The organism is Cellulomonas hominis (assembly GCF_901521055.1).
In the GTDB taxonomy this organism is placed as follows: Bacteria; Actinomycetota; Actinomycetes; order Actinomycetales; family Cellulomonadaceae; genus Cellulomonas; species Cellulomonas endometrii.
Window position 1 is genome coordinate 1 of sequence record NZ_CABEGA010000014.1, and the last position, 24,588, is coordinate 24,588.

21 protein-coding genes are annotated in these 24,588 nt (G+C 74.1%); 4 read left to right on the top strand and 17 right to left on the bottom strand.

Going from position 1 to position 24,588, the window contains the following annotated elements:
- Positions 1-92 precede the first annotated feature (92 nt).
- From KJP73_RS03090 to KJP73_RS03120, 7 genes are all read right to left on the bottom strand, one after another.
- On the bottom strand, positions 93-1,082 hold the full coding sequence (locus tag KJP73_RS03090) for a hypothetical protein (RefSeq protein WP_213281298.1): 990 nt from the start codon (positions 1,080-1,082) through the stop codon (positions 93-95).
- 195 nt (positions 1,083-1,277) lie between these two features.
- Positions 1,278-2,072: a glucosamine-6-phosphate deaminase gene (gene nagB / locus KJP73_RS03095; RefSeq protein WP_213281299.1), complete on the bottom strand. Its 795-nt coding sequence runs from the start codon at positions 2,070-2,072 to the stop codon at positions 1,278-1,280.
- The gene (locus tag KJP73_RS03100; protein ID WP_349628276.1) at positions 2,072-3,070 is read right to left on the bottom strand and encodes an ROK family protein; all 999 of its coding nucleotides are present in this window, start codon (positions 3,068-3,070) and stop codon (positions 2,072-2,074) included. The genes nagB and KJP73_RS03100 overlap by 1 nt, the downstream gene beginning before the upstream one ends.
- 1 nt (position 3,071) lies before the next feature.
- Positions 3,072-4,031, bottom strand: coding sequence for a carbohydrate ABC transporter permease (locus tag KJP73_RS03105; protein ID WP_213281300.1), 960 nt, complete (start codon positions 4,029-4,031; stop codon positions 3,072-3,074).
- Positions 4,028-4,981: a carbohydrate ABC transporter permease gene (locus KJP73_RS03110; protein ID WP_213281301.1), complete on the bottom strand. Its 954-nt coding sequence runs from the start codon at positions 4,979-4,981 to the stop codon at positions 4,028-4,030. Before KJP73_RS03110 ends, KJP73_RS03105 begins: the two co-directional genes overlap by 4 nt.
- 73 nt (positions 4,982-5,054) lie before the next feature.
- The gene (locus tag KJP73_RS03115; RefSeq protein ID WP_213281302.1) at positions 5,055-6,353 is read right to left on the bottom strand and encodes an extracellular solute-binding protein; all 1,299 of its coding nucleotides are present in this window, start codon (positions 6,351-6,353) and stop codon (positions 5,055-5,057) included.
- Positions 6,354-6,456: 103 nt separating this feature from the next.
- Positions 6,457-7,644, bottom strand: coding sequence for an ROK family transcriptional regulator (locus KJP73_RS03120; protein WP_213281303.1), 1,188 nt, complete (start codon positions 7,642-7,644; stop codon positions 6,457-6,459).
- A 165-nt stretch (positions 7,645-7,809) separates the two neighbouring features.
- Here KJP73_RS03120 and KJP73_RS03125 point away from each other — a divergent pair, with 165 nt between their 5' ends.
- Positions 7,810-8,859 carry an LLM class flavin-dependent oxidoreductase gene (locus KJP73_RS03125; protein WP_213281304.1) on the top strand — a complete coding sequence of 350 codons (1,050 nt, stop codon included), beginning with the start codon at positions 7,810-7,812 and terminating at the stop codon, positions 8,857-8,859.
- A gap of 109 nt (positions 8,860-8,968) precedes the next feature.
- Entirely contained in the window at positions 8,969-10,648 is a 1,680-nt protein-coding gene (pgi, locus tag KJP73_RS03130; protein ID WP_213281305.1) for a glucose-6-phosphate isomerase, read from the top strand.
- A gap of 108 nt (positions 10,649-10,756) precedes the next feature.
- On the opposite strand, the gene KJP73_RS03135 is transcribed toward pgi, so the two are convergent.
- The 4 genes from KJP73_RS03135 to KJP73_RS03150 all read right to left on the bottom strand — a co-directional run bounded on the left by KJP73_RS03135 (position 10,757) and on the right by KJP73_RS03150 (position 15,421).
- The gene (locus tag KJP73_RS03135; protein ID WP_213281306.1) at positions 10,757-11,524 is read right to left on the bottom strand and encodes a 16S rRNA (uracil(1498)-N(3))-methyltransferase; all 768 of its coding nucleotides are present in this window, start codon (positions 11,522-11,524) and stop codon (positions 10,757-10,759) included.
- A 2-nt stretch (positions 11,525-11,526) separates the two neighbouring features.
- Positions 11,527-12,654: a molecular chaperone DnaJ gene (dnaJ, locus tag KJP73_RS03140; RefSeq protein WP_213281307.1), complete on the bottom strand. Its 1,128-nt coding sequence runs from the start codon at positions 12,652-12,654 to the stop codon at positions 11,527-11,529.
- Between the two features lie 92 nt (positions 12,655-12,746).
- Complete coding sequence (gene hrcA, locus KJP73_RS03145; RefSeq protein WP_213281308.1) at positions 12,747-13,778, bottom strand: heat-inducible transcriptional repressor HrcA; 1,032 nt, start codon at positions 13,776-13,778, stop codon at positions 12,747-12,749.
- Between the two features lie 86 nt (positions 13,779-13,864).
- A complete protein-coding gene (locus KJP73_RS03150) occupies positions 13,865-15,421 on the bottom strand; it encodes an MFS transporter (protein WP_249669058.1) in 1,557 nt (518 codons plus the stop codon).
- A gap of 49 nt (positions 15,422-15,470) precedes the next feature.
- On the opposite strand from KJP73_RS03150, the gene KJP73_RS03155 reads away from it, so the two are divergent.
- A complete protein-coding gene (locus tag KJP73_RS03155) occupies positions 15,471-16,325 on the top strand; it encodes a DUF3097 domain-containing protein (protein WP_213281309.1) in 855 nt (284 codons plus the stop codon).
- A 10-nt stretch (positions 16,326-16,335) separates the two neighbouring features.
- Here KJP73_RS03155 and KJP73_RS03160 read toward each other — a convergent pair whose 3' ends face one another.
- Positions 16,336-17,316, bottom strand: coding sequence for a hypothetical protein (locus tag KJP73_RS03160; RefSeq protein ID WP_213281310.1), 981 nt, complete (start codon positions 17,314-17,316; stop codon positions 16,336-16,338).
- Positions 17,317-17,474: 158 nt separating this feature from the next.
- Here KJP73_RS03160 and KJP73_RS03165 point away from each other — a divergent pair, with 158 nt between their 5' ends.
- The gene (locus KJP73_RS03165) at positions 17,475-17,846 is read left to right on the top strand and encodes a DUF4870 domain-containing protein (protein WP_213281311.1); all 372 of its coding nucleotides are present in this window, start codon (positions 17,475-17,477) and stop codon (positions 17,844-17,846) included.
- Positions 17,847-17,966: 120 nt separating this feature from the next.
- Here the strand turns inward: KJP73_RS03165 and hemW are convergent, their stop codons facing one another.
- From hemW to KJP73_RS03190, 5 genes are all read right to left on the bottom strand, one after another.
- Entirely contained in the window at positions 17,967-19,211 is a 1,245-nt protein-coding gene (hemW, locus tag KJP73_RS03170) for a radical SAM family heme chaperone HemW (protein ID WP_213281312.1), read from the bottom strand.
- Positions 19,208-21,088: a translation elongation factor 4 gene (gene lepA / locus KJP73_RS03175; protein WP_282945764.1), complete on the bottom strand. Its 1,881-nt coding sequence runs from the start codon at positions 21,086-21,088 to the stop codon at positions 19,208-19,210. Before lepA ends, hemW begins: the two co-directional genes overlap by 4 nt.
- A 74-nt stretch (positions 21,089-21,162) precedes the next feature.
- Complete coding sequence (locus KJP73_RS03180; RefSeq protein ID WP_213281313.1) at positions 21,163-22,008, bottom strand: transglutaminase family protein; 846 nt, start codon at positions 22,006-22,008, stop codon at positions 21,163-21,165.
- A complete protein-coding gene (locus KJP73_RS03185) occupies positions 22,008-22,934 on the bottom strand; it encodes an alpha-E domain-containing protein (RefSeq protein ID WP_213281314.1) in 927 nt (308 codons plus the stop codon). The genes KJP73_RS03180 and KJP73_RS03185 overlap by 1 nt, the downstream gene beginning before the upstream one ends.
- Positions 22,928-24,520 carry a circularly permuted type 2 ATP-grasp protein gene (locus tag KJP73_RS03190; RefSeq protein ID WP_213281315.1) on the bottom strand — a complete coding sequence of 531 codons (1,593 nt, stop codon included), beginning with the start codon at positions 24,518-24,520 and terminating at the stop codon, positions 22,928-22,930. The genes KJP73_RS03185 and KJP73_RS03190 overlap by 7 nt, the downstream gene beginning before the upstream one ends.
- Between the last annotated feature and the right edge of the window lie 68 nt (positions 24,521-24,588).

The window sequence follows — 24,588 nt, forward strand, 5'->3', positions numbered from 1 at the left end:
ACACGCGCCAAAACGTCGGTGGGGCAGAGCCAGAGTGGAAAAATGGACGGCCCCCGCCGCGCCCGCGAGGGCCTCAGTCGTGCGCGAGGTCGTCAGTCCTGCACGAGGTCGTCAGTCCTGCGGGACGACCTCGTGTCGTGGTGACGACCTCGCGGCAGGTCGAGGGCCGTCGCCACCCGGCGGGACAGGGTCGCCGGTGCGCGGAGGTCCGTCCAGGTGACGCGGAGCACGCGCCAGCCGGCCTCCTCGAGGGCGTCCTGACGCCGCTTCTCCTCGAACACCACGGTGGCCGGCGACCGGCCGAACGCGCCGGTGTACTTCACGAAGCCGTCGAACTCGACGAGCACGCCCCGATCCGGCCAGCCCAGGTCGGCGCGGAACACCCCGAGCCGCGTCGTGACGGCGAGCTGCGGCACGCCCGGCGGCAGTCCGGCCCTTGCGAGGTGCCACCGCGTCAGCGACTCCCCCGGCGACTCCGCCCGGCCGTCGGCGAACGCGAGCACCTCCCGAGCAGCCGCGACACCCCGTCGCCCCGCCCGCTCGGCGACCAGGGCGGCGACGCGCGCAGGGTCCGCGCCCAGGCGGAGAGCCGAGTCGGCGACCACGACGCCGGCCTCGCGCGGCAGCGTGCCCGCGCAGTCGACGAGCGTCCGTGCCAGCCCGGTCACCGGGAGACCCTGGACGACGTCCCGGTCCGCGTCCGCCACGTCGCCGTGGTGCCGGGCGACGGCCGGGTCGCCGTGGACGTGGGGCCGGCTGCGCTGCACCACGTGCGTGAGGTCCGGGACCTCGAGCACGTCGCAGCCCCACAGCAGAGCGGCCGTCAGGTGGCTGAACCAGGCGGGCGCGCGCTGGTCGGCGTGCACGGCGCGCACCCGGGCGACGGCGGCGCGTCTGCGCGCGAGGTGCTCCGCCTCCGGGCCCGTGGCAGGCGGGAGGTAGGCGCCACGCCGCAGCCGCCGCCATGCGGCATCCGACCGCACGCGCCGCATGTCCTCCGGGAGCGCGTCCCGGGAGAGCAGCACGCCGTCCCGTACCGCGTCCCACGCCGTTCCCCGGCCTGCTCCCGCGCTCGTCGACATCCCGTCAGGCTGCCCGTCACGACGGCCGCTGACCAGCACGGCGACAGCACCTGGGGACGACCGCCGGCGCGTCGCCACGGAGGCGTCGCACGTCCCGATGCGCGAGGTCGTCACTCCCGCACGAGGTCGTCCCGCAGGACGAACGACCTCGTGCCGGAGTGACGACCTCGGCGAACGGGGCGGCCGCCCGGCGGGTTAGATGCCCTGCCAGGAGGGCTTCGCGTCGAAGGTCTCGCGGTAGTACGCCGCGAGCTGCAGGCGGCTGGCGGCGGCCTCGTCGACCAGGACCGTCGCGTGCGGGTGGTGCTGGAGCACGGTGCCGGGCCACATGGCGCTGACGGGGCCCTCGACGAGCTGGTGCACGGCCTCCGCCTTGTGCTTGCCGGTGGCGAGGAGCAGCACGTGCCGGGCCGACATGATCGTCGCGAGCCCCTGGGTCAGGCAGTGCGTCGGCACGCGGTCCACGTCGCCGTCGAAGAACCGGGCGTTGTCCTCGCGGGTCTGCCGGGTGAGGGTCTTGATCCGGGTGCGGGACGCGAGCGAGGAGCCGGGCTCGTTGAACGCGATGTGCCCGTCGGTGCCGACGCCGAGCAGCTGCACGTCGACGCCGCCGGCCTCGGTGATCGCCGCCTCGTACGCCGCGCAGGCGGCCGGGATGTCGGAGGCGAGCCCGTCGGGGCCCTGCACGTCGGCGGGGTCGATGTCGACCCGCGACGCGAACTCCTTCTCGATGACGTTGCGGTACCGCTCGGGGTGGTCGACGGGCAGCCCGACGTACTCGTCGAGCATGAACGCGCGCACCCCGGCGAAGGACAGGCCCTCCTCGGTGTGCCGGCGCGCGAGCTCGTCGTACACGGCCAGCGGGCTGGACCCCGTCGCGATGCCGAGGACCGCGTGCCGGCCCTCCGCCGCGCGGGCGCGCAGCACCTGCTCGACCGTGTCGGCCGCGAGCCTGGCCAGCTCCGGCCCGGGTGCGATGACGACCTCCATCAGGACTCCTTCCGTCCGACCAGCGCGGCACCCACGGCACCCACCGGCACTCCGCGCGGCGCGAGGGTGACCCGCTCCGCCATGTGCATCGCGGCCAGGAACGGCGAGTCCCGGGCCACACGGTCCAGCTCGGCGCGCACGACGTCGAGCAGCGGGTCACCGAGCTCGCTCACCCCGCCGCCGACGACCACGTGCGCCACGTCGGTGGTCAGCAGCAGCACCCGCACGGCTGCGGCGACGGCGTCCGCGAACCGGTCCCGCACCGCGAGCGCGGCCGGGTCCCCGGTGGCGGCCGCCTCGAACAGCGCGACGGGTGCGGGGCGGTCGTCGGGCCGGCCGTCGGCGATCCCGGCCCAGGCGGCGCCCAGCGCACTCCCGGAAGCGTACTGCTCCAGGCACCCGCGCTGGCCGCAGGGGCAGGGCAGGCCGCCGGGCACGTGCACGAGGTGGCCGATCTCCCCCGCGACGCCGCTCGCGCCGCGCCGGAGCCGGCCGTCGAGCACCAGCCCGGCGGCGAGTCCCGTGCCGAGCGCCAGGAACGCGAGGTCCGGCGCGGGGTCGGGCAGCAGGTGCGCGGCGCCGAGCGCGGCGACGTTGAGGTCGTTCTCCAGCCGCACGGCGACGCCCCCGAGCGCGGCGGACACCTCGGCGGCGAGCGGCACGCCGGCCTCGATGCCGAGGTTCACGGCGTGCTCGACGCGTCCGGTCGCGGGGTCGACGATGCCGGGCAGCCCGATGCCCACGCCGAGGAGGTCGCCGGGGACGAGCCCCGCCTCCTCGACCAGGCGCCGCACGGCCTCGGCCGCGGTGGTCGCGACGGCGTCGCCGCCCCGGCGCGTGGGCAGCCGCAGCCCGGCGCCGGTCTCCCCGTCGGGCCCGACGAGCACGCCGAGCGTCTTCGTCCCGCCGACGTCGAGGCCCACCGACCAGCCGGTCGGCACAGCCGTCGCCCGCTGCCCCGCGACGTCCTCGCGGGGCCAGGTGATCACCTCGTCCACGTCAGCCCTTCACCGCTCCGGACACGAGTCCCGACGTCATCCTGCCCTGCACGATCAGGAAGAACACGATGACGGGCACGGCGATGAGCGTCGAGGCGGCCATGACCTCGCCCCAGTCGACGCCCCGGTTGGCGGAGGCGGCCAGGAAGGTGCGCAGCCACAGCGGGAGCGTCTGGGCCGACTCGGCGGGCAGGGCGACCAGCGCGACGGTGAACTCGTTCCAGGCCTGCAGGAACGCGTAGACGCCGGACGCGACCAGGCCGGGCGCGAGCAGCGGGAACGTGATCCGCAGGAACGCCTTGGTGCGGCTGAGCCCGTCGACCATGGCGGCCTCCTCGAGCTCGATCGGCACCCCGGCGACGAAGCCGCGGAGCATCCAGATCGTGAACGGCACGACGGCCGCCGTGTAGAGGATCGTGACGCCGACGACGCTGTTCAGCAGGTTCACCGACGACAGCATCTTGTACTGCGCGATGAACAGGCCCTCGGCGGGCAGCATCTGCACGAACAGCACCGCGACCACGAACGCGAGCCGGCCGCGGAACCGGAACCGGCTGATCGCCAGCGCCCCGAAGAACGCGATGACCAGCACCGCCAGCACAGTCAGGCCGGTGATCGCCAGGCTCATCTGCAGGGCCGAGCCGAACGACGAGCCGTCGAGCACCCGGCGGTAGTTGCCGAGCGTGGCGTTGGTCGGCAGGAACGACGGCGTCGCGGAGCGCAGCCGGGCCGCCGGGAGCACCGAGGACAGCACCATCCAGTAGACCGGGAAGGCCCAGATCAGGGCGACGACGACGGCGAGCAGGCCGAGCAGGGCACGCCGGACCCGCCGCGCGAGCCGGCCCCCGGCGCGCCCGGGCGTCCCGGTGCCCGCGGCCGACGGCACGGCCGGCACCCCGGCGCGGGCGGGCTGCGCGGCGAGCGGGCCGGTCGCCGGCGACGGGGAGGTCGTGGCGCTCATCGGTCCTCCTTCAGCAGGTTCTGGACGTAGGGCCAGCTGAGCAGGACGGTGAGCGCGAGCACCATGATCGACACGGCCGCGGCGCCGGCGAAGTCCTGCCGGCCGATGCCGAGCTCGAAGATGAAGTTGCCCAGCAGGTTCGTCTCGCTGACCGGGGCGCCGCCGTCCTGCAGCAGGCGGATCTGCGCGAACACCCGCAGGTCCCAGATGATCTGCAGGAGCAGCACGATCGACAGCACGGGCCGGACCAGCGGCAGCGTGATGTGCCAGAGGATCCGGGACGGGCCGGCGCCGTCGATGCGGGCGGCCTCGAGCACCTCGTCGGAGACCTGCGTCAGCGCGGCGTACACGGACAGCGCCACGAACGGCACGGACATCCACACGATGATGAGCGTGGCGACGAAGAAGAAGGACAGCGGCTGCGCGAGCCACGCGTGCCCGGCGTACGAGTCGAAGCCGAGCTGCACGAGCAGCCAGTTCACGACGCCGGTGCGCCAGTCGAACAGCCACTTCCAGACGGTGACCGCGGCGACCAGCGGCATCGCCCACGCCAGCAGCAGGGACACCTGCAGCACGACCCGGACGACCGGGTGCACGGCCTTCATGAGCAGCGCGAGCAGGACGCCGATGCCGACGGTGACGAACGCGTTCACCAGGCAGAAGGCGATCGAGCGCACGACCACGGCCCACAGCCGGTCGTCGGAGAAGATCCGGGCGTAGTTGTCGAGCCCGACGAACGTCGGCGGCTGGCCGAACTGCTGGGCCAGCCCGAACTCCTGCAGCGAGGTGACGACCTGCCAGTACAGCGGGTAGCCGAGCCCGACCAGGAGGATCCCCACGACGGGGACCAGGAGGACGTACGGGGTGAAGCGGGGGCCGGTGCGCCGGGGGCGGGTGCTCGCAGCGGGAGCCGGCGGGGCGGGCGCGGGACGCGCCGCGGTGGTGGACATGCACCTTCTCCTTCCAGGACGGACGGGCCGGCCGGCCGCGGGGCGCGCGTGGCGCCCCGCGGCCGGGTCGGTGTCAGCCCTCGCCGTTGAGCATCGGCGTGATGGTCTCGTCGTACTGGGCGGCGAGCTCCGTCACGTCACCACCCTCGGCGATCTTCTGGAAGAGCTCCTCGTAGACGAACGCGCCCTCGACCGCGGCCCAGCCCGGCGCCGCCGGGGTGAGCTTGGACGCGGCGGCGGTGTCGATCATCGTCTGCGCGAACTCGTCGTCGCCGAGCGAGTCGACGTACTGCGCGTTGGCCGGGCCGAGCCCGTTCTCGCCGAGCATCTGCTGGTACTCGGGCGAGAAGATGATCCGCAGCAGGTTCTCGGACAGCTCCGGGTGCTGCGACGTCGCGGAGATCGCGACGTTCGAGCCGCCGGCGAACACCGGCGCGAGGCCGCCGTCCGCACCCGGCAGGGCGAAGATGCCGAACTTCTCGGTGTCCGCCATGCCGTCGCGGACCTCCTCGCCCTCGTCGTTCGTGGTGAGGTCGCCGATCGACCAGCGGGCCCAGCCCGGGGCCATGATCGTCGCCGCGGCCGGGGCCGCACCCTCGGCCGTGTCGTTCAGGAAGTCCCAGTACGCGACGTCACGCTCGGTGGCCGGCACGTTCGAGGAGCCCTGGTAGACGGCCTGCCACTGCTCCAGGCCCTCGATGGTCTTCGGGTCGGACAGCGTGGAGGTCCACTCGCCGCCGTCCTCGGTGGCGAGCTCGCCACCGTTGGCGAACACCCAGGAGATGCCGTTGCGCCAGTCCTGGCCGCCGATCGCGAAGCCCGACTGGCTGTCCGTGCGGAGCTTGGCGACGGACTCGGAGAACTCGGCGAGCGTGGTGGGCGGGGTCAGCCCGGCCGCCGTCCAGATGTCCTTGCGGTAGAACATGTAGCGCGAGCCGAAGTAGTACGGCAGCGCGTAGTTCTTGCCGTCCGCCTCGCCGACCTCGACGAAGGACGGCAGCAGGTCGTCGCCGCCCAGCTCCTCGTACAGCGGGGTCAGGTCGCGGAACGCGCCGATGGTCGTGAAGGTCGGCGACTGCGTGTTGCCGATCTCGACGACGTCCGGGGTGTTCTCCTCGTCGGGGAGCGCGGTGGTGAGCTTGGTCACCACGTCGTCCCAGGTCTGCTCCTCGATGACGAGGGTCGAGCCCGGGTTCTCCTCCTCGAAGGTGGTCTTGAGGTAGTCGCGCAGCTCGTCCGGCGTGTCCGCGCCGTTGAGCCAGAGGGTGATCTCCGCGGCCTCGGGGGTGCCGTCGGAGCTGGTCGGGGTGTCGTCGTCGCCCGACGAGCAGGCGGTCAGCGCGAGCGCCGCCGCCACACCGACGGCTGCCATCCGTACGATCTTCACGTTGGTGTTCCTCCCTGATGCGTGGCGAGGCCGAGAGGCGTCGCCGGGGGTGTGAGTACCGGCACTGCAGGCGGTCGGCTCGGGGTCGTCACGTGACCCCGAGCTGACCGGACAGCACGAGGGCCGCGGCGCCCGAGAGCGCCCCGTCCTCGTCCAGCGAGCCCATCCGCAGCACCAGGTCCTGCCCCAGCAGGGGCATGGTCCGGGCCCGGACGGTGGCGAGCGCCTCGACCTTGAGGGCTCCGCCGAGCAGCTCCGGCGGGCCGGAGAGCAGGACCTCGGCGAGGTTGAGCGCACTGACGACGGGAGCGAGGGCGAGCCCCAGCTTCCGTCCGACCGACGCGAGGACCGCGTCGGACTCCTCTGGGCTGCGGCCGGCGGTGGCGCGGCGCAGCGCGGGCAGCGAGAGCAGGGTCTCCAGGCAGCCGGCGCGCCCGCACGCGCACGGCCGCGGCTCGGGGTCGCCGGCGCGGACGTCGCGGTCGTCGACGACGGTGACGTGCCCGATCTCGCCGGCGGCGTTCGCACGGCCGCGGACCAGCGCGCCGTCCAGCACGATCCCCGCGCCGACGCCCTGGCCGACCGTGACGACCATGAGGCCGGCGCCGCTCGCGCCGCCGTAGGTGTACTCCCCCAGCGCGTGGGTGTTCGCGTCGTTGGCGACCTGCACCGGGACGCCCAGGCTCTCGGTGAGGCGCGCGGCGAGCGGGAGGTCGTACCAGCCGCGGTTGGGGGCGGCGACGACGACGCCGCTGGAGTCGATGACGCCCGGGGAGCCGATGCCGACGCCGACGACCCGCCGGTCCGCCGCGGCGAGCAGCTCCCGGCACAGGTCCTCCAGGACGACCACGGCGGCGTCCCCGGTGCGGCCGTCGAGCGACACGGTGCGCCGGGCGACGACCACTCCGGTCAGCGTCATGACCGCGCCGCGCAGGCTGGCGTCGTCGGCGAGGTCCACCGCGACCACCTGCAGGTCCTCGGTGCGCATCCCGACGAGCGTGGCGGGCTTGCCGACCCGGCCCTCCGGGCGGACGCCGAGCTCCTCCGCCAGGCCCTCGGAGATCAGCACCGACACCAGGTCGGAGACCGTCACGCGGGTCAGGCCGGTGCTGCGCGCCAGGTCGGCGCGGGACGACGGGCCCTGGTGGAACAGGTGCTGCAGGACCATCGCGCGGTTGTGCGCACGGGCGTGCTCGGGGAGCACCTTGGTGGTGGGGCGCAGTGTCCGCCCCACCCCCCTCAAGGAGGGTCCCGCGGACGGCGTCGTCGTCGTCATGTTTGTTAGTAGACCTTCCTTACTAATCGCGGGTCAAGACGTTCGTGTGACTGTGACCACATCGTGACCGGGCGTTCACCGGCGCGACATCGACGCCGCGCCGGGCCCCCGTGCTCGTGCCCGGCGTGCGGGAATGCGCCCCGCGCGCGGGCGCTTGCACCGGCCATGGAGCTCGGTCTGTACACCTTCGGCGACGTGCACCCCGACCCGGTGTCGGGGGCCCGCACCTCCCCCGCGCAGCGGCTGCGCGACATCCTCGAGCGCGTGCGGCTCGCCGAGCAGGTGGGCCTCGACCACGTCGGCGTCGGCGAGCACCACCGGCCCGACTACGCCGTCTCCTCGCCGTCGACGGTCATCGCCGCCGCGCTCGCGCAGACCGAGCGGATCAGCGTCGGCAGCGCGGTGACCGTGCTCTCGACCGAGGACCCGGTGCGCGTCTACCAGCAGTTCGCGACGATGGACCTGCTGTCCGGCGGCCGCGTCGAGCTGCTCGCCGGGCGCGGCTCGTTCATCGAGTCCTACCCGCTGTTCGGGGCGTCGCTCGACGACTACGACGCGCTGTTCGACGAGAAGATCCGGCTCCTGCTCCGCATCGACCGGGGCAACCCCGTCACGTGGTCCGGCCGGTTCCGGGCGCCGCTGCACGCCGCCGAGATCCTGCCGCGGCCGACGGACAAGCCGGGCCTGGGCGAGCACCTGCGGATCGCGGTCGCCACGGGGGGCAACCCGGCGTCCTCCGAGCGGGCGGGCCGCCTGGGGCTGCCCGTGTCCTACGCGATCATCGGGGGCCGTCCCGCCGACTTCGCCGGGCTGGTGCGGCTGTACCGCCGCGCGCACGAGGAGGCCGGCCACGACGCCGCCACCCGCCGGGTCGAGGTCGCCGGCATGGGCTTCGTCGCCGAGGACGGCCGGGCCGCACGCGACTTCTTCTTCCCCTACTGGCTCGACTCCATGCGCCGGATCGCGGCCGAGCGCGGCTTCGCCGTCCCGAACCGGATCGCGTTCGAGAGCCAGTCCGCGAAGGGCGGGGCGTACTTCGTCGGGGCGCCGGAGGAGGTCGCCGAGCGGATCGTCGCGCTGCACGGGGTGCTGGGGCACGACCGGCAGATCTTCCAGATGGACCTCAGCGGCGTGCCGCAGCGCGAGTCCCTGCGCGCGATCGAGCTGCTGGGCACCCGTGTCGCGCCGATGGTCCGCGAGGCGCTGGCGGGCTGACCCGCGACGGCCCCGCCCGGGGTCCCGCTGGTACCGACGTCCTGCTCGCGGTGCCGCCGGACCTGGATACGGTGGCACCTGTTGGTTCTGCCTCCGAGAGGGACTTCCCGTGACTGCACCCGTCGACGCCACCACCACCGGCGCCTGGACCGCCCTGACCGCGCACCGCGACGCGCTCACCCCCGACCTGCGGGGCTGGTTCGACGCCGACCCGGAGCGCGCGACCCGCCTGACCCGCCAGGTCGGCGACCTGACCGTCGACCTGTCGAAGAACCTGGTCACCGACGAGACCCTGGAGCTGCTCACCCGGCTCGCCGCGGAGGTCGACCTCGGGGGCCGCCTCGCCGCGATGTTCGCCGGCGAGCACATCAACGTCACCGAGGACCGCGCCGTGCTGCACACGGCCCTGCGGCGCCCGTCCGACGCCGAGCCCGCCCTCGTGGTCGACGGCCAGGACGTCGACGCCGACGTGCAGGAGGTGCTGGCCAAGGTCGCCGCGTTCGCCGACAAGGTCCGCTCCGGCGAGTGGACCGGCGTCACCGGCGAGCGCGTCCGGACCGTCGTGAACATCGGCATCGGCGGCTCGGACCTCGGCCCGGTCATGGCGTACGAGGCGCTGAAGCCGTACGTGCAGGAGGGCCTCGAGGTCCGGTTCGTGTCGAACATCGACCCGACCGACATCGCCGAGAAGACGAAGGACCTGGACCCGGCGACGACGCTGTTCATCGTCGCGTCCAAGACCTTCGGCACGCTCGAGACGCTGACCAACGCGCGGCTCGCCCGCGACTGGCTGTGGACGGGGCTGGTCGCCGCCGGCGCCATCGAGGACACCGAGGAGGCCCGCACCGGCGCCGTCGCGAAGCACTTCGTCGCCGTGTCGACCGCGCTCGACAAGGTGGCCGCGTTCGGCATCGACCCCGAGAACGCCTTCGGGTTCTGGGACTGGGTCGGCGGCCGCTACTCCGTCGACTCGGCCATCGGCACCTCGCTGGCCGTGGCGATCGGCCCGGACGCGTTCGGTGAGCTGCTCGAGGGGTTCCACGCCGTCGACGAGCACGTCCGCACCACCCCGTTCGACCAGAACGTCCCGGTGCTGATGGGCCTGCTCAACGTCTGGTACGTCAACTTCCTGGACGCGCACACCCACGCGGTGCTGCCCTACGCCCAGTACCTGCACCGGTTCCCGGCGTACCTGCAGCAGCTGACGATGGAGTCGAACGGCAAGTCGGTCCGCTGGGACGGCTCCCCCGTCACCACGCAGACCGGCGAGGTGTTCTGGGGCGAGCCCGGCACGAACGGCCAGCACGCGTTCTACCAGCTCATCCACCAGGGCACGCGGCTGATCCCGGCGGACTTCATCGCGGTGGCCAACCCGGCGCACCCGCTGAAGGACGGCGACACCGACGTGCACGCGCTGTTCCTGGCGAACTTCTTCGCGCAGACCAAGGCGCTCGCGTTCGGCAAGACCGCCGACGAGGTCCGCGCCGAGGGCACCGCGGAGGCGGTCGTCCCGGCCCGCGTGTTCAGCGGCAACCGCCCGACCACGTCGATCCTGGCCCCGGCGCTCACGCCGTCGGTGCTCGGCCAGCTCATCGCGCTGTACGAGCACATCACGTTCGTCGAGGGCGTGGTCTGGGGCATCGACTCGTTCGACCAGTGGGGCGTCGAGCTGGGCAAGAAGCTGGCCCTCGAGATCGCCCCGGCCGTCGAGGGCGACACCGACGCGCTCGCCGGGCAGGACCCGTCGACCCGCGCGCTGATCGCGCGGTACCTGGAGCTGCGCGACTGACCTCGCACGAGCGGCACGCGCGGAGGCCCGCACGACCAGCCGGTCGTGCGGGCCTCTGCGTGTCCCGGGCCTGTGCGTCCGACGGGGCCTGCGTGTCCGGTGCGGGCGTCAGGCCCAGCGACCGAGCCGCTCCGCCAGCAGCGCGAGCGCCACGGGCCCCGCGGTGGACGTCCGCAGGACGTGGGGGCCGAGACGCACCGTGACCGCCCCCGCATCGACCAGGGCGTCCACCTCGCGGGCGGAGATCCCGCCCTCGGGGCCGACGACCACCAGGACCTCGGCCGCCGTGCCCGGCGCGGGCAGCGACGCCTCGGCGAGCGGGGCGGTCGCCTCCTCGTGCAGCACGAGCACCGCGCCGCCCGCCTCGACCACCTCGCGGGCCCGCCGGACCAGCGCGCCCCCGTCCGCCGCGAGCGCCACGTCCGGGACGTACGCGCGCCGCGCCTGCTTGGCGGCGGTCCGGACGGTGCCGAGCCAGCGCGCGCGGCTCTTCGCCGCCCGGTCGCCCCGCCACACGACGATCGACCGCTCGGCCTGCCACGGGAGGATGCCGTCGGCGCCGACCTCGGTGGCCGCCTCGATCGCGAGCTCGTCGCGGTCACCCTTCGCGAGCGCCTGGACCAGCACCAGCCGCGGGGCGGGAGCCGGCTCGACGACCACCTCGCGGACGCGCAGGTGCACGCCCTCCGGCCCGACGGTGTCGACCTCGCCGACCAGCCGGGTGCCGGCGCAGTCGACCACGTCGACCCGCTCCCCCGGCGCCCGGCGCTGCACGACGCCCGCGTGCCGGCCCTCGGTGCCGTCCAGCAGGTAGGTGCTGCCGGCCGCGAGCGCGCCGAGGCTGCCCGGCTCGGCCAGGAAGACCGGTGCCGTCACGCTCAGCGCCCGGAGAGCTTGTCGCGCAGCTTGGCGAACACGCCGCCGTTCGACGCGGACAGGCGGGCCTCGGGGCGCTCCTCGCCGCGCAGGCCGGCGAGCTGCCGGAGCAGCTCCGCCTGCTGGTCGTCCAGCGCGGTCGGGACCTGGACGTCGACGTGCACGTGCAGGTCGCCGCGGCCGCCGGCGTGCAGGTGCCCCACGCCGAGGCCGCGCAGCGTGACGACCTGAGCCGGCTGGGTGCCGGGACGCAGGTCGACCTCCTGCGGGCCGTCGAGGGTGTCGAGCGTCAGCACGGTGCCCAGGGCGGCGGCGGTCATCGGCACGTGCAGGGTGCAGTGCAGGTCGTCGCCCTCGCGCAGGAACGTGTCGTGCTTGCGCTCCCGGATCTCCAGGTAGACGTCGCCGGCCGGGCCGCCGGCGGGGCCGACCTCGCCCTGCGCGGTGAGCTTGATCCGGGTGCCCGTGTCGACGCCGGCGGGGACGTCGACCTCGAGGACGCGGCGGGACCGGACGCGGCCCTCGCCGGCGCACTCGGTGCACGGCTCGGGGATGACGGTGCCGAACCCGTGGCACGCGGCGCACGGCTGCGACGTCATGACCTGGCCGAGGAACGACCGGGCGACCCGCTGGACCGTGCCGCGGCCGCCGCAGACGTCGCAGGTGCGCGGCGACGTGCCGGGGCGGCAGCAGCTGCCGTCGCACGTGGGGCAGACGACGGCGGTCTCGACCGGGACCTCGCGGTGCGTGCCGAAGGTCGCCTCCGCCAGGTCGATGTCGAGCCGCACCAGGGCGTCCTGGCCGCGGCGGGCGCGCGGGATCGGGCCCCGCTGCGCGCCCGCGCCCGCGGCGGCGCCGAAGAACGTCTCGAAGATGTCCTGGAAGCCGAAGCCCCCGCCCATGCCGCCGCCGGGGGACGACGGGTCGGCGCCCATGTCGTACATCCGGCGCTTCTCCGGGTTCGACAGGACGTCGTAGGCGCGGGACACGTCCTTGAACCGGTCCTCGGACGCCGCGTCCGCCCCGGCCACGTCGGGGTGCAGCTCCCGGGCCAGCCGGCGGTACGCCTTCTTGATCTGCTCGGGCGAGGCGTCGCGGTCGACGCCCAGCACCTCGTAGTAGTCGCTCACTCGTCACTTCTTCCTGCGGGTCGGTCGCACGCGTCGACGCGGGTCGGTGGCACCGGCGCGCGGCCGGGCGGGGGCTGGGTGCCGGTCGGGGGTCACCCGGCGAGGATCCGGGACAGGTAGCGGGCGACGGCGCGGACCGTCGCGATGGTGCCCGGGTAGTCCATGCGCAGCGGCCCGACGGACCCGATCCGGGCGACGGACGAGCCGCCCCCGTCCGGGCCGCCGTAGCCGGTGGTCACGAAGCTGGTCTCCACGAGGCCCTCGTGCTGGGTCTCGCGGCCGATGCGGACCGACACGGCGGCCTCGTCCTCGGCCATCTCGGTCAGCAGCCGCAGCAGGACGACCTGCTCCTCGAGCGCCTCCAGCACCGGGCTGACGTTCCGGGCGAAGTCGGCGCCGCCGCCCCGCACCAGGTTCGCGGTGCCGGCGAGGACGACGCGCTCCTCGCTCTCCCGGGCCAGGGTGTCCTCCACCACGCCGACGACCGCGCGCACCAGCGCGGCGTCCCCCGGCGCGAACACGTCCGCGAGCCCCGCGAGCACCTGGTCGAGCTCGGCCAGGCGGCGGCCGGTGGCCATGACGTTCAGCTGGGCGCGCAGCCGGGCGACGACCATCGCGTCGAGCGGCTCCGTGAGCTCGAGGGTGCGCTGCTCGACCCGGCCGTGGTCGGTGATGATGACGACGAGCAGGTGCCGCTCCCCCACGGGGACGAGCTCGACGTGCCGCAGGGCCGTCCGCCGCAGCGACGGGTACTGCACGACGGCGACCTGGTGGGTGAGCTGCGCGAGCAGCCGCACGGCCCGGTCGACCACGTCGTCCAGGTCGGCGGCGTCCTCCATGAAGGTCTCGATGGCGCGGCGCTCGGGGGCGGACAGCGGCTTGACCGTCGCGAGCCGGTCGACGAAGAGCCGGTAGCCCTTGTCGGTCGGCACGCGGCCGGCCGAGGTGTGCGGCTGCACGATGTAGCCGGACTCCTCCAGCGCCGCCATGTCGTTGCGGATGGTCGCCGGCGAGACGCCGAGCGAGTGCCGCTCGACCAGCGCCCGCGAGCCCACCGGCTCACGGGTGGCGACGTAGTCCTCGACGATCGCGCGCAGCACGTCCAGCCTGCGGTCCTCGCTCATCGCACCTCCCGACGGCCCGACCCGGTGCCTCGGACACGGCCCTGAGCGGCCGTCCGGGTAGCACTCACCTGTCCCGAGTGCCAATTCTACTCGGCCGTGGAAGCCCTCGCCGCGTCCCGCCGCCGCGCGACGAGGTCGGCGACGCCCACGACGAGCGCCACGGCGACGAGAGCCACCGTGATCAGCAGCGCGCGGCCCGCCGCCACGGACCCCTCGACCCCCGACGCGAGCGCCGAGTAGTAGGTGGACAGCGCCACGGCGACGCCCAGCGCGCTGCCCACGCGCTGGCCCACCTGCAGCATGCTCCCCGCGACGCCCGCGCGGTCCAGCGGCACCCGCGCCAGCGTCAGGGTCTGGTTCGGGGCGATGACCAGGCCGCTGCCCGCACCGGCGACCATCTGCGTGGCCGCGACCGCGAACGCCACCGCCGGCGGGTCGACCAGCCGGATCATCAGGTCGGTGCCGACCAGCCCGGCCAGCACCAGGACGAGGCCCACCACCACCAGGCCGCGGCCCCGCTCCGCCACCAGCCGCCCCGACTGCTGCGCGGCGACCGCCGAGGCGATGGCGAACGGCATGCCCACCAGGCCCGCCTGCAGCGGCGTGAACCCGGCGATCTGCTGCAGGTACAGCGTCGTCACCAGGAACACGGCGGTGAACCCCGCGAAGTACGCCATGCCGAGCAGGGCGCCGTTCCGGAAGGCCGGCTCCCCGTACACCCGGGGGTCGAGCACCGCCGCGCCCGTGCTCCGCTGGTACCGCCGCTCCCACAGCACGGTCGTCACCGCGAGCACCGCCGCGACCGCGAGCCACCACCAGCGGGCCGGGTCGTCCCCGTCCCCGCCCGTCGTCGTGACGAACGGCACCATCACGGCCGTGGTGGTCAGCGCCACGAGGGCCAGGCCGGGGATGTCGAGCCGGGGCCGGCCGTCGGGCCGCGCGATCCCCGGCGGCGCCCCGGCCGCGCGGCGCGGCAGGAACCGGACCGCCAGCGGCAGCACGACGGCGATGACCGGCACGTTGACGAAGAACACCCACCGCCAGCCGTGCTCCGCGCCGGCCACCTGGATGATCAGGCCGCCGAGCGCGGGGCCGATGGCCGTCGAGACGCCGATCGTCGCACCGAAGTACCCGAACGCCTTCCCGCGCTCGTAGCCGGTGAACAGCTGCTGGATGGTGCCGACGACCTGCGGGTTGAGCAGGCCGGCGCTGGCGCCCTGGAGCAGGCGCATGACGGCCAGCATCTCGTCCGAGGTCGAGAGCCCCCCGCCCAGGCTGGTCAGCGCGAAGCCGGTCAGCCCGACCAGGAACAGCGCGCGCCGGCCCCGCGCGTCCCCGAGCCGCCCCGCCGGCACCAGCACCAGGCCGAACGCCAGCGTGTACCCGGCGACGATGAGCTGGAGCTGGCTCGCGCCCGCGTCGAGGCTGCGCTCGATGGACGGCAGGGCCACGTTGACGATCGAGACGTCCAGCATCGTGATGAAGCCGATCGCCAGGCAGACGGCGAGGGCGCGCCAGCGGTGCGGGTCGGGCTCGGGGCTCGGCTGCGGCGCGGGCTGCCGCCCGGCCTGCTGCCCGGGCTGCGGCGCGGGTTCCGGGGCGGGCTGCGGCGCGGACGGGCCGTGCGCGGGGGTGGACGTCACCGTCGTGTCGTACCACGGCGGCGCGGGGTCGGCACCTAGGCTGCCGCGGGTGACCGACCGTTACGGACCCGACGTGCTCTCCGCGACGTCCGCCCGCACGCACCGCCGGCCGACCTCGACGCCCCTGCCCGCCGAGCGCGGGCTGGTCGTGGAGGAGGTCACCACCGGCTGGGTCGGTGCCGTCGTCCGGGTCGAGAAGTCCGGCGGCGAGCACGTGGTCGTCCTGGAGGACCGGCACGGCAGGACCCGCACGTTCCGGCTCGGGCCGGGGTTCTGGGTGGACGGCAAGCCGGTCGAGCTGACCGCGCCGAAGCCCGCGCCGGCGGCGACCGGGCCGCGTCGGACGGCGTCCGGGTCCCTCGCGGCCGCCGACCAGCGCGCCCGCGTCGCCATCGGCAGCCGCATCTGGGTCGAGGGCAAGCACGACGCCGAGCTGGTCGAGAAGGTCTGGGGCGACGACCTGCGGGCCGAGGGCGTCGTCGTGGAGCTGCTGGACGGCGTCGACAACCTGGTCGACGCGCTGCGCGACTTCGCGCCGGGTCCGGGTCGCCGCGTCGGCGTGCTCGTGGACCACCTGGTGCCGGGGTCGAAGGAGCGGCGGATCGCCGACGAGGCGATGCGCAGCGTCCCCGCCGGCACCGTCCTCGTGCTCGGCCACCCGTACGTCGACGTCTGGCAGGCGGTCCGCCCGGAGCGCATCGGCCTGCGCGCGTGGCCGACGATCGAGCGCGGCACCGAGTGGAAGCGCGGCATCCTGCGCGAGCTCGGCTGGCCCGCCGACGAGCAGGCCGACGTGGCCCGCGCCTGGCAGCGCATCCTGCGCAGCGTGCGGACCTACGCCGACCTCGAGCCGTCGCTCCTGGGCCGGGTCGAGGAACTCATCGACTTCGTCACCGCCCCCTGACCCGTCGGCGTCAGGGCGCCACGGGCTCGTTCTGCACGCGGCGGTACACGTAGGTCGTCGCCAGGACGCCGACCGGGAACGACACGAGCTGCCCGACGCCGCACAGTGCGGAGCCGACCAGGTTCGCGGCGTAGACGCCGAGGAACAGCAGCGCGACCGTGCCCACGTTCCGGTTGACCAGCGTGAAGCTCGCCTTGATGGCGTCGACCGCGCCCACGCGCTTGTCGATGACGAAGAACAGGGCGAACTGGGCGAAGAACGCGAACACGAGGCCCGGCAGCACGAACAGCAGCGCCCCGATGCCCGTGCCGAGGCCGACCAGCAGCGCCGCGAGCACCACGGTCCCGAGGTTCTCGAACCGGAAGAACGTGCCGAAGTCCACGCGGCGGCCGTTCGCCACCTCCAGCGTCGCCCGGATGACCCCCGCCTGCATGAACGCGGACAGCAGCACGATGATCGCCAGGACCAGCAGGTAGCCGAAGGTCAGCGCGAAACCGGCACCGCTGTCGATCTCGCCCGTCACGGGGTCCGTGCTCGCCACCGCCCCGCCGACGAGGATCGAGAACGCGACGATCCCGATGAGCGTGATCACCGCGAGGTACGCCAGCACGCCCAGCACCATGGCGCCCCAGTGCTGGGTGAACTTCGTCCAGGCCCAGCCGAACCCGTCGCCGACGACGGAGCCCGCGGTCGGCGGGTAGGGCTGCCCGGGGTAGGGCTGGCCGGCGACGGGCTGCGCGCCGTACGGCTGGCCGTAGCCGGGCGGGCCGGCCTGCGGCTGCTGCCCGTACCCGGGATGCTGGTACCCCGGCTGCTGCCCGTACCCCGGCTGCTGGTACCCCGGCTGCTGCCCGTACCCGGCGGCGCCCGGCGGCGGGTACCCGCCTGCGGGCGGCCCGTACCCGGGCGGCGGTGGTGCGGCCTGCCCGGACCCCTCCGGCGTCGTCGGCTCGTCGTCGCGCGGCGGCTGCGCGCCGGGGTTCTCGGTCATCGGGGCCTCCTGGTCGGACGACGATCGTCCGTCGCGCCAGCGAACCGAAGGCGGCCGCCGCGTGTCAAGGAGGTCCGTTCTCGGGATATCGGGACGAATCGGCCGGTCATGCCGCTACGCTTCGACCCGCCGTAGCCACGACACCGTCAAGGAGAGCCATGTCCTACGCCCCGCAGCCGCCCGTCGCCGGCCAGCCCCCGCTGCGCCCCGACGAGGAGCGCACCTGGGCCCTGCTCGCCCACCTCGGCGGCATCCTGTTCGGCTTCATCCCGGCCCTCGTGGTGTGGCTGGTCTTCAAGGGACGCGGTCAGTTCCTGGAGGACCAGGCCAAGGAGGCCCTCAACTTCCAGATCACGCTGATCTTCGCGTACATCGCCGCGAGCATCCTCACCGCCATCACGTTCGGCATCGCGTCGCCGCTGCTGTTCCTGGTGTGGATCGCGAGCATCGTGTTCGGCATCCTGGCGGCCGTCGCGGTCAACAAGGGCCAGTGGTACCGCTACCCGGTGACGATCCGCCTGGTCAAGTGATGCCCGTGCGCTGACGCGCACCTCGTCGAGAGGGCAGCAGACGCTGCTCCCGGGCCCCGGGAGACGGCGTCTGCTGCCCTCTCGGCGTCTGGAGCGGCCGAGCGGGCGAGCGGGCGCGGGTCAGTCCGCGAGGGTGCGGACGACCGCGTCGGCCAGGAGGCGGCCGCGGCGGGTCAGGCGGACGCGCGGGCCCGGGACGTCGCCGTGGCCCAGGGCCGCGCGACCGTCGACGAGGCCGTCGGCCACGAGGGTGCCGACCGCGGTGCGGGCGCGCGGGCTGAGCGCGTCGAGCGGCAGCCCCTCGTCGAGCCGCACGCCGAGCATCACGCGCTCCAGGCGCGCCGAGGAGTCCTCGACGGTCTCCCGTCCCGCCGCCGGGCTCAGGCCCTCCGCGAGCCGCGCGGCGTAGGCCCGCGGGTGCTTGACGTTCCACCACCGGACGCCGCCCACGTGGCTGTGCGCGCCGGGGCCGACGCCCCACCAGTCGTCGTTCCGCCAGTACGCGAGGTTGTGCCGGCAGGCGTCCGCGGGGGTGCGGGCCCAGTTGCTCACCTCGTACCAGCTCAGGCCGGCCGCCGTGAGCAGGTCGTCGGCGAGCTCGTACTTCGCGGCCTGGTCGTCCTCGTCCGGCAGGGTCAGCAGGCCCCGCTTCACCTGCACGGCCATCTTGGTGCCCTGCTCGACCACCAGCGCGTAGGCGGACACGTGGTCGACGCCCGTCGCGAGCGCGGTCTCCAACGACGCCCGCCAGTCCGCGAGCGACTCCCCCGGCGTCCCGTAGATGAGGTCCAGCGAGACCGCGAGGCCGGCGTCGCGCGCCCACCGCACGACGTCGGGGATCCGGCGCGGGTCGTGGGTGCGCTCCAGGGTGGCCAGCACGTGCGGGACGGCGGACTGCATGCCGAACGACACCCGCGTGAACCCGCCGCGCGCCAGCTCCGCGAGCGACTCCGGGGTCACCGAGTCGGGGTTCGCCTCGGTGGTGACCTCCGCGTCGGGCGCGAGCCCCCAGGTGCCGCGCACCCCGTCGAGCATCCGGACCAGGTCCCCGGCAGGCAGGACCGTCGGGGTGCCGCCGCCGACGAACACGGTGGACGCCGCGCGCTCCGGCAGCCCCGCGGCGCGCAGCACGCGGCCGCCCAGCGCGATCTCCGCGAGGGCCGTGTCCGCGTACGCCACCTGGGACGCGCCGCCGCCGAGCTCCGTGGCGGTGTACGTGTTGAAGTCGCAGTACCCGCAGCGCACCGTGCAGAACGGCACGTGCAGGTACACGCCGAAGCCGCGGGCCTCGGCGCCGTCCCGCACCGAGGCCGGGAGGGCGCCGTCCGCCGGAGCGGCGTCGCCGTCCGGGAGCGCGGGGCTCACTTCTTCTTGGCGTCCGTGGCGGCCTTGGAGCCGGCCGCGTCGGAGGTCAGCGCGGCGATGAAGGCCTCCTGCGGCACGTCGACCCGTCCGATGGTCTTCATGCGCTTCTTGCCCTCCTTCTGCTTCTCCAGGAGCTTGCGCTTGCGGGTGATGTCGCCGCCGTAGCACTTCGCGAGGACGTCCTTGCGGATGGCGCGGATGGTCTCGCGGGCGATCACGCGGGACCCCACGGCCGCCTGGATCGGCACCTCGAACTGCTGGCGCGGGATGAGGTCCTTGAGCTTGGACGCCATCATGACGCCGTACGCGTAGGCCTTGTCCTTGTGCACGATCGCGCTGAACGCGTCGACCTGCTCGCCCTGCAGCAGGATGTCGACCTTCACCAGGTCCGCGACCTGGTCGCCGATGGGCTCGTAGTCCAGGCTCGCGTAGCCGCGGGTGCGGGACTTCAGCTGGTCGAAGAAGTCGAACACGATCTCCGCGAGCGGCAGCGTGTAGCGCATCTCGACGCGGTCCTCGGACAGGTAGTCCATGCCCTGCAGGTCGCCGCGCTTGCCCTGGCAGAGCTCCATGATCGCGCCGATGAACTCGCTGGGCGCGAGGATCGTCGACTTCACGACCGGCTCGCGGACCTCGCGGATCTTGCCGCCGGGGAACTCGCTCGGGTTGGTGACCGTGACGACCGTGCGGTCCTCCATCGTCACCTCGTAGACCACGTTGGGGGCCGTCGAGATGAGGTCGAGGTCGAACTCGCGCTCGAGCCGCTCCCGGATGATCTCCAGGTGCAGCAGGCCGAGGAACCCCACGCGGAACCCGAAGCCCAGCGCGACCGAGGTCTCGGGCTCGTAGTTCAGCGCGGCGTCGTTCAGCTTCAGCTTGTCGAGCGCGTCGCGCAGCACCGGGTAGTCCGAGCCGTCGATCGGGTACAGGCCCGAGAACACCATCGGCTTCGGGTCGGAGTACCCGCCGAGGGCCTCGGAGGCCGGCTTCGACATGTTCGTGACGGTGTCGCCGACCTTCGACTGGCGCACGTCCTTCACGCCGGTGATGAGGTAGCCGACCTCGCCGACGCCCAGGCCCTTGGTCGGGACCGGCTCCGGGGAGATGACGCCGATCTCGAGCAGCTCGTGGGCGGCGCGGGTCGACATCATGGCGATGCGCTCGCGCGGGTTGAGGTTGCCGTCCTTGACCCGCACGTAGGTCACGACGCCGCGGTAGGTGTCGTAGACCGAGTCGAAGATCATCGCGCGGGCCGGGGCGTCCGGGTCGCCCGTCGGCGCCGGCACGAGCTCCACGATCCGGTTCAGCAGCGCCTCGACGCCCTCGCCCGTCTTGCCCGACACGCGCAGGCAGTCCTCCGGGTCGCCGCCGATGAGGCCCGCGAGCTCCTCGGCGTACTTCTCGGGCTGGGCGGCCGGCAGGTCGATCTTGTTCAGCACCGGGATGATCTGCAGGTCGTTCTCGAGCGCGAGGTACAGGTTCGCGAGCGTCTGCGCCTCGATGCCCTGCGCGGCGTCGACCAGCAGCACCGCGCCCTCGCACGCCGCGAGCGACCGGGACACCTCGTACGTGAAGTCCACGTGCCCGGGGGTGTCGATCATGTTGAGCGCGTAGGGGGTGTCACCCAGCGCCCAGGGCATCCGCACGGCCTGCGACTTGATGGTGATGCCGCGCTCGCGCTCGATGTCCATCCGGTCGAGGTACTGCGCCCGCATCGCGCGCGCGTCGACCACGCCGGTGAGCTGCAGCATCCGGTCGGCGAGCGTCGACTTGCCGTGGTCGATGTGCGCGATGATGCAGAAGTTGCGCAGCAGCTCCGGCGGCGTCGCCGCGGGGGCGATGCGCTGGAACTGGGCGGCGCTCGGGATCGGGGACACGTGCTCCCTCGGTTTCGTGGGACGGGGCTGCCCCCATGGTCCCACGCCTGCGCCGCAAGCCCGAAGCCGGGGCCTTAGGCCTCGCGCGTGATGCGGACCTCCACGTCGAGCGACTGGGTGCCCGCACCGGCGAAGATGCCGCGCAGCGGCGGGACGTCGTCGTAGCAGCGCCCCCGGCCGAGCGCGACGTGCTGCTCCCCGACCGCCACCCGGTTCGTCGGGTCGTACGCCACCCACTCGCCGGCCCACCACTCGACCCACGCGTGCGACTCCCCGACCACGGTCCGGCCGATCTCGCCGTCCCGCTGCGGGTGCAGGTAGCCCGACACGTACCGGGCGGGGATGCCGACGCTGCGCAGCGCCCCGGCGGCCAGGTGCGCCATGTCCTGGCAGACCCCCTTGCGCGCCGACCACGCCTCGCCCGCGGGGGTGTGCACCGCGGTGACCCCCGGCACGTACTCGATCTCGTCGCGCACCGCGTGGCAGATCGCGAGCGCGGCGTCGGTCGGCCCGAGCCCGGTCGCGGCGTCGGCCGCGAGCGCCGCGACCTCGTCGGGCGCCTGGGTGGTCGGGGTGTCGGACAGGAACTCCGCCAGGCTGTCCCGCAGGCCGGCGCTGCGCAGGGTCGCCCAGTCCCCGGCGGTGCGCGGGCCGGGCCGCTCGCTCACCTCGACGCGGCTCTCGGCCGTGACGACCAGCGACTCGTGCGGGGCCAGCACCTCGAAGGCCGTCACCGCGGAGCCCCAGTAGTCGCGGTACTCGTACGCCCAGGTGTGCGGCTGCACGTCGAGCCGCGTGTCCAGCACGGTCTGCCGCGGCTGCGGCAGCGGGGTCATCCGGGCCTCGTTGTAGGAGGCGGTGACCGGCCGCGTGTACCGGAAGCTCGTGGTGTGCACCACGTGCAGGCGACTGGTGCCCATCAGACGGCCTCCCCGACCCAGGTCGTGACGCCGCCGGACGGGAAGTACCGGCGGCGGATCGCGTCGCTCGCGGCGGCGCACGCCCGCTGCACCCGCTCCATCTCCGCGGGCAGGGCGTCCAGCACCTCCGGCAGCGGCCGGTACTCCAGGCTCGTGCGGGCGTGCCCGAGGTGTCGGATCGCCTCCTCCACGCCCGAGACCCGGGCCGGCTCCAGCGACGTCAGGCACTCCTCCGCCTGGCCGAGCGCGTAGACGATCGACCGCGGGAAGGACCGGTCGAGCAGCAGGAACCCGGCCGCGCGCTCGTCGGAGTCCATCCCGCGGTAGGTCCGCAGGTAGGCCTCGTGCGCGCCGCAGGACCGCAGCAGCGTCGTCCACCCCGGCCCGCCGGCACCCGCGAGCGCCCGCGTGGTGATGAGCCGGGCGGTCATGTCGGCGCGCTCGATGGACCGGCCCAGCACCATGAACCGCCACGTGTCGTCCCGCGAGGTCGCGGAGTCCGTCAGCCCGGCGACGATCGCCGCCCGCTCCCGCACCCACGTGAAGTAGTCGTGCGGCCGGGTCGGCCGCATCTGGGCGGGCAGCTGGTTCCAGGCCGTGTTGAGGCACTCCCACAGCTCGGTCGACACGATCTCCCGCGCGCGCCGGGCGTTCTCGCGGGCCGCCGCCAGCGACCCGGCGATCGACGACGGCGAGACCCGGTCGTACCCGAGCATCTCCAGCACCTGCTGCCGGCCGACCTGCACGTCCGGCGCGGGCGCGGGGCGGTCCATGACGGACAGCAGCGAGCGGCAGGCCAGGTCCTCCTCCGCCCACGGGTCCTCCAGCAGGATCTGCACGTGCACGTCGAGCAGCCGCGCGGTGTCGTCGGCTCGCTCCACGTACCGGCCGATCCAGAACAGCGACTCCGCGATGCGGCTCAGCACGGCGCACCCCCCGCCGGCACCGCGAGCGCCTGCTGCTGCTGCTCGGCCTGCGACGCCGTGTCGCTCGGGTGCGCGTCGATCGGCACGGCGGAGTCGACGGCGACCGCGCGGGCCTGTGACGCGGCCGTGCCGCTGTGCCGGCCACGGTGCGGGACGGCCGCGCCCAGCACCCACGTGTCCTTCGACCCGCCGCCCTGCGAGGAGTTCACGACCAGCTCCCCCTCCGGCAGCGCGACGCGGGTCAGCCCGCCGGGCAGCACCCACACCTGGTCGCCGTCGTTCACCGCGAACGGCCGCAGGTCCACGTGCCGCGGGCGCAGGCCGTCCTCGACGAGGGTCGGCACCGTGGAGAGCTGGACGACGGGCTGCGCGATCCAGCCCCGCGGGTCCTCCCGGAGCCGGTCACGCAGCGCGCCCAGCTCCGCGCGGGACGCCGCCGGGCCGACCACGAGACCCTTGCCGCCCGAGCCGTCGACCGGCTTCACGACCAGCTCGTCCAGGCGGTCCAGCACCTCCGCGAGCGCCTCGGGCTCCTCCAGGCGCCAGGTGTCGACGTTCGGGATCACCGGCTCCTCGCCCAGGTAGTACCGGATGAGGTCGGGCACGTACGTGTAGACGAGCTTGTCGTCCGCCACCCCGTTGCCGACCGCGTTGGCGATCGTCACGTTGCCGGCCCGCGCGCACGTCATGATCCCGGGGCTGCCGAGCGCCGAGTCCGACCTGAACGCCACCGGGTCCAGGTAGTCGTCGTCCACCCGGCGGTAGATCACGTCCACCCGGCGGCGGCCCTGCGTCGTGCGCATCCACACCCGCCCGCCAGCGCAGAACAGGTCCCGGCCCTCGACCAGCTCGACGCCCATCGTCCGCGCCAGCAGGGAGTGCTCGAAGTACGCCGAGTTGTACACGCCGGGGGTCAGGACGACGACCGTCGGGTCGTCCACCCCCGTCGGGGCGGCGGCCGTCAGCGCGGCGAGCAGCCGGCGGGGGTAGTCCTGCACCGGGCGGATCCGCAGCGTCGCGAACAGCTCCGGGAACGTCTGGGCCATCGCCCGGCGGTTCGACAGCACGTACGACACCCCGCTGGGCACCCGGACGTTGTCCTCCAGCACCCGGAACGTGCCGGTCTCGTCCCGCACCAGGTCGATGCCCGAGACGTGCACCCGCACCCCGTTCGGCGGCTGGATGCCCCGCGCCGCACGGTGGAAGTGCGTCGAGGACACGATCAGCCCGCGCGGCACGACCCCGTCGGCCACGGCCTTCTGCGGGCCGTACACGTCCGCGAGGAACGCCTCCAGCGCCCGCACCCGCTGCGCGACCCCCGGCGCCACGTGGTCCCACTCGTGACCGGCGAGCACCCGCGGCACCACGTCCAGCGGGAACGGCCGCTCCTCCCCCGCGAAGTCGAACGTCACGCCCTGCGCGAGGTACGACCGGGCGAGCGCGTCGGCCCGGGCTCGCAGGTCCGTCGTCGACTGCTGCGCCAGCGCGGCGTGCACGTGCTGGTAGGTCGGGCGCGGTCCCGTGGTCGCGTCCAGCATCTCGTCCCAGGCCGCTCCCGGGGGGTACGCGTCGAACAGGTCCGCCATCCGGTGATCCTCGCCCTCCCGTGTCACGGCCGTGTGTCCGGCCGGGAACGGCGAGGTCACGCCGCGAT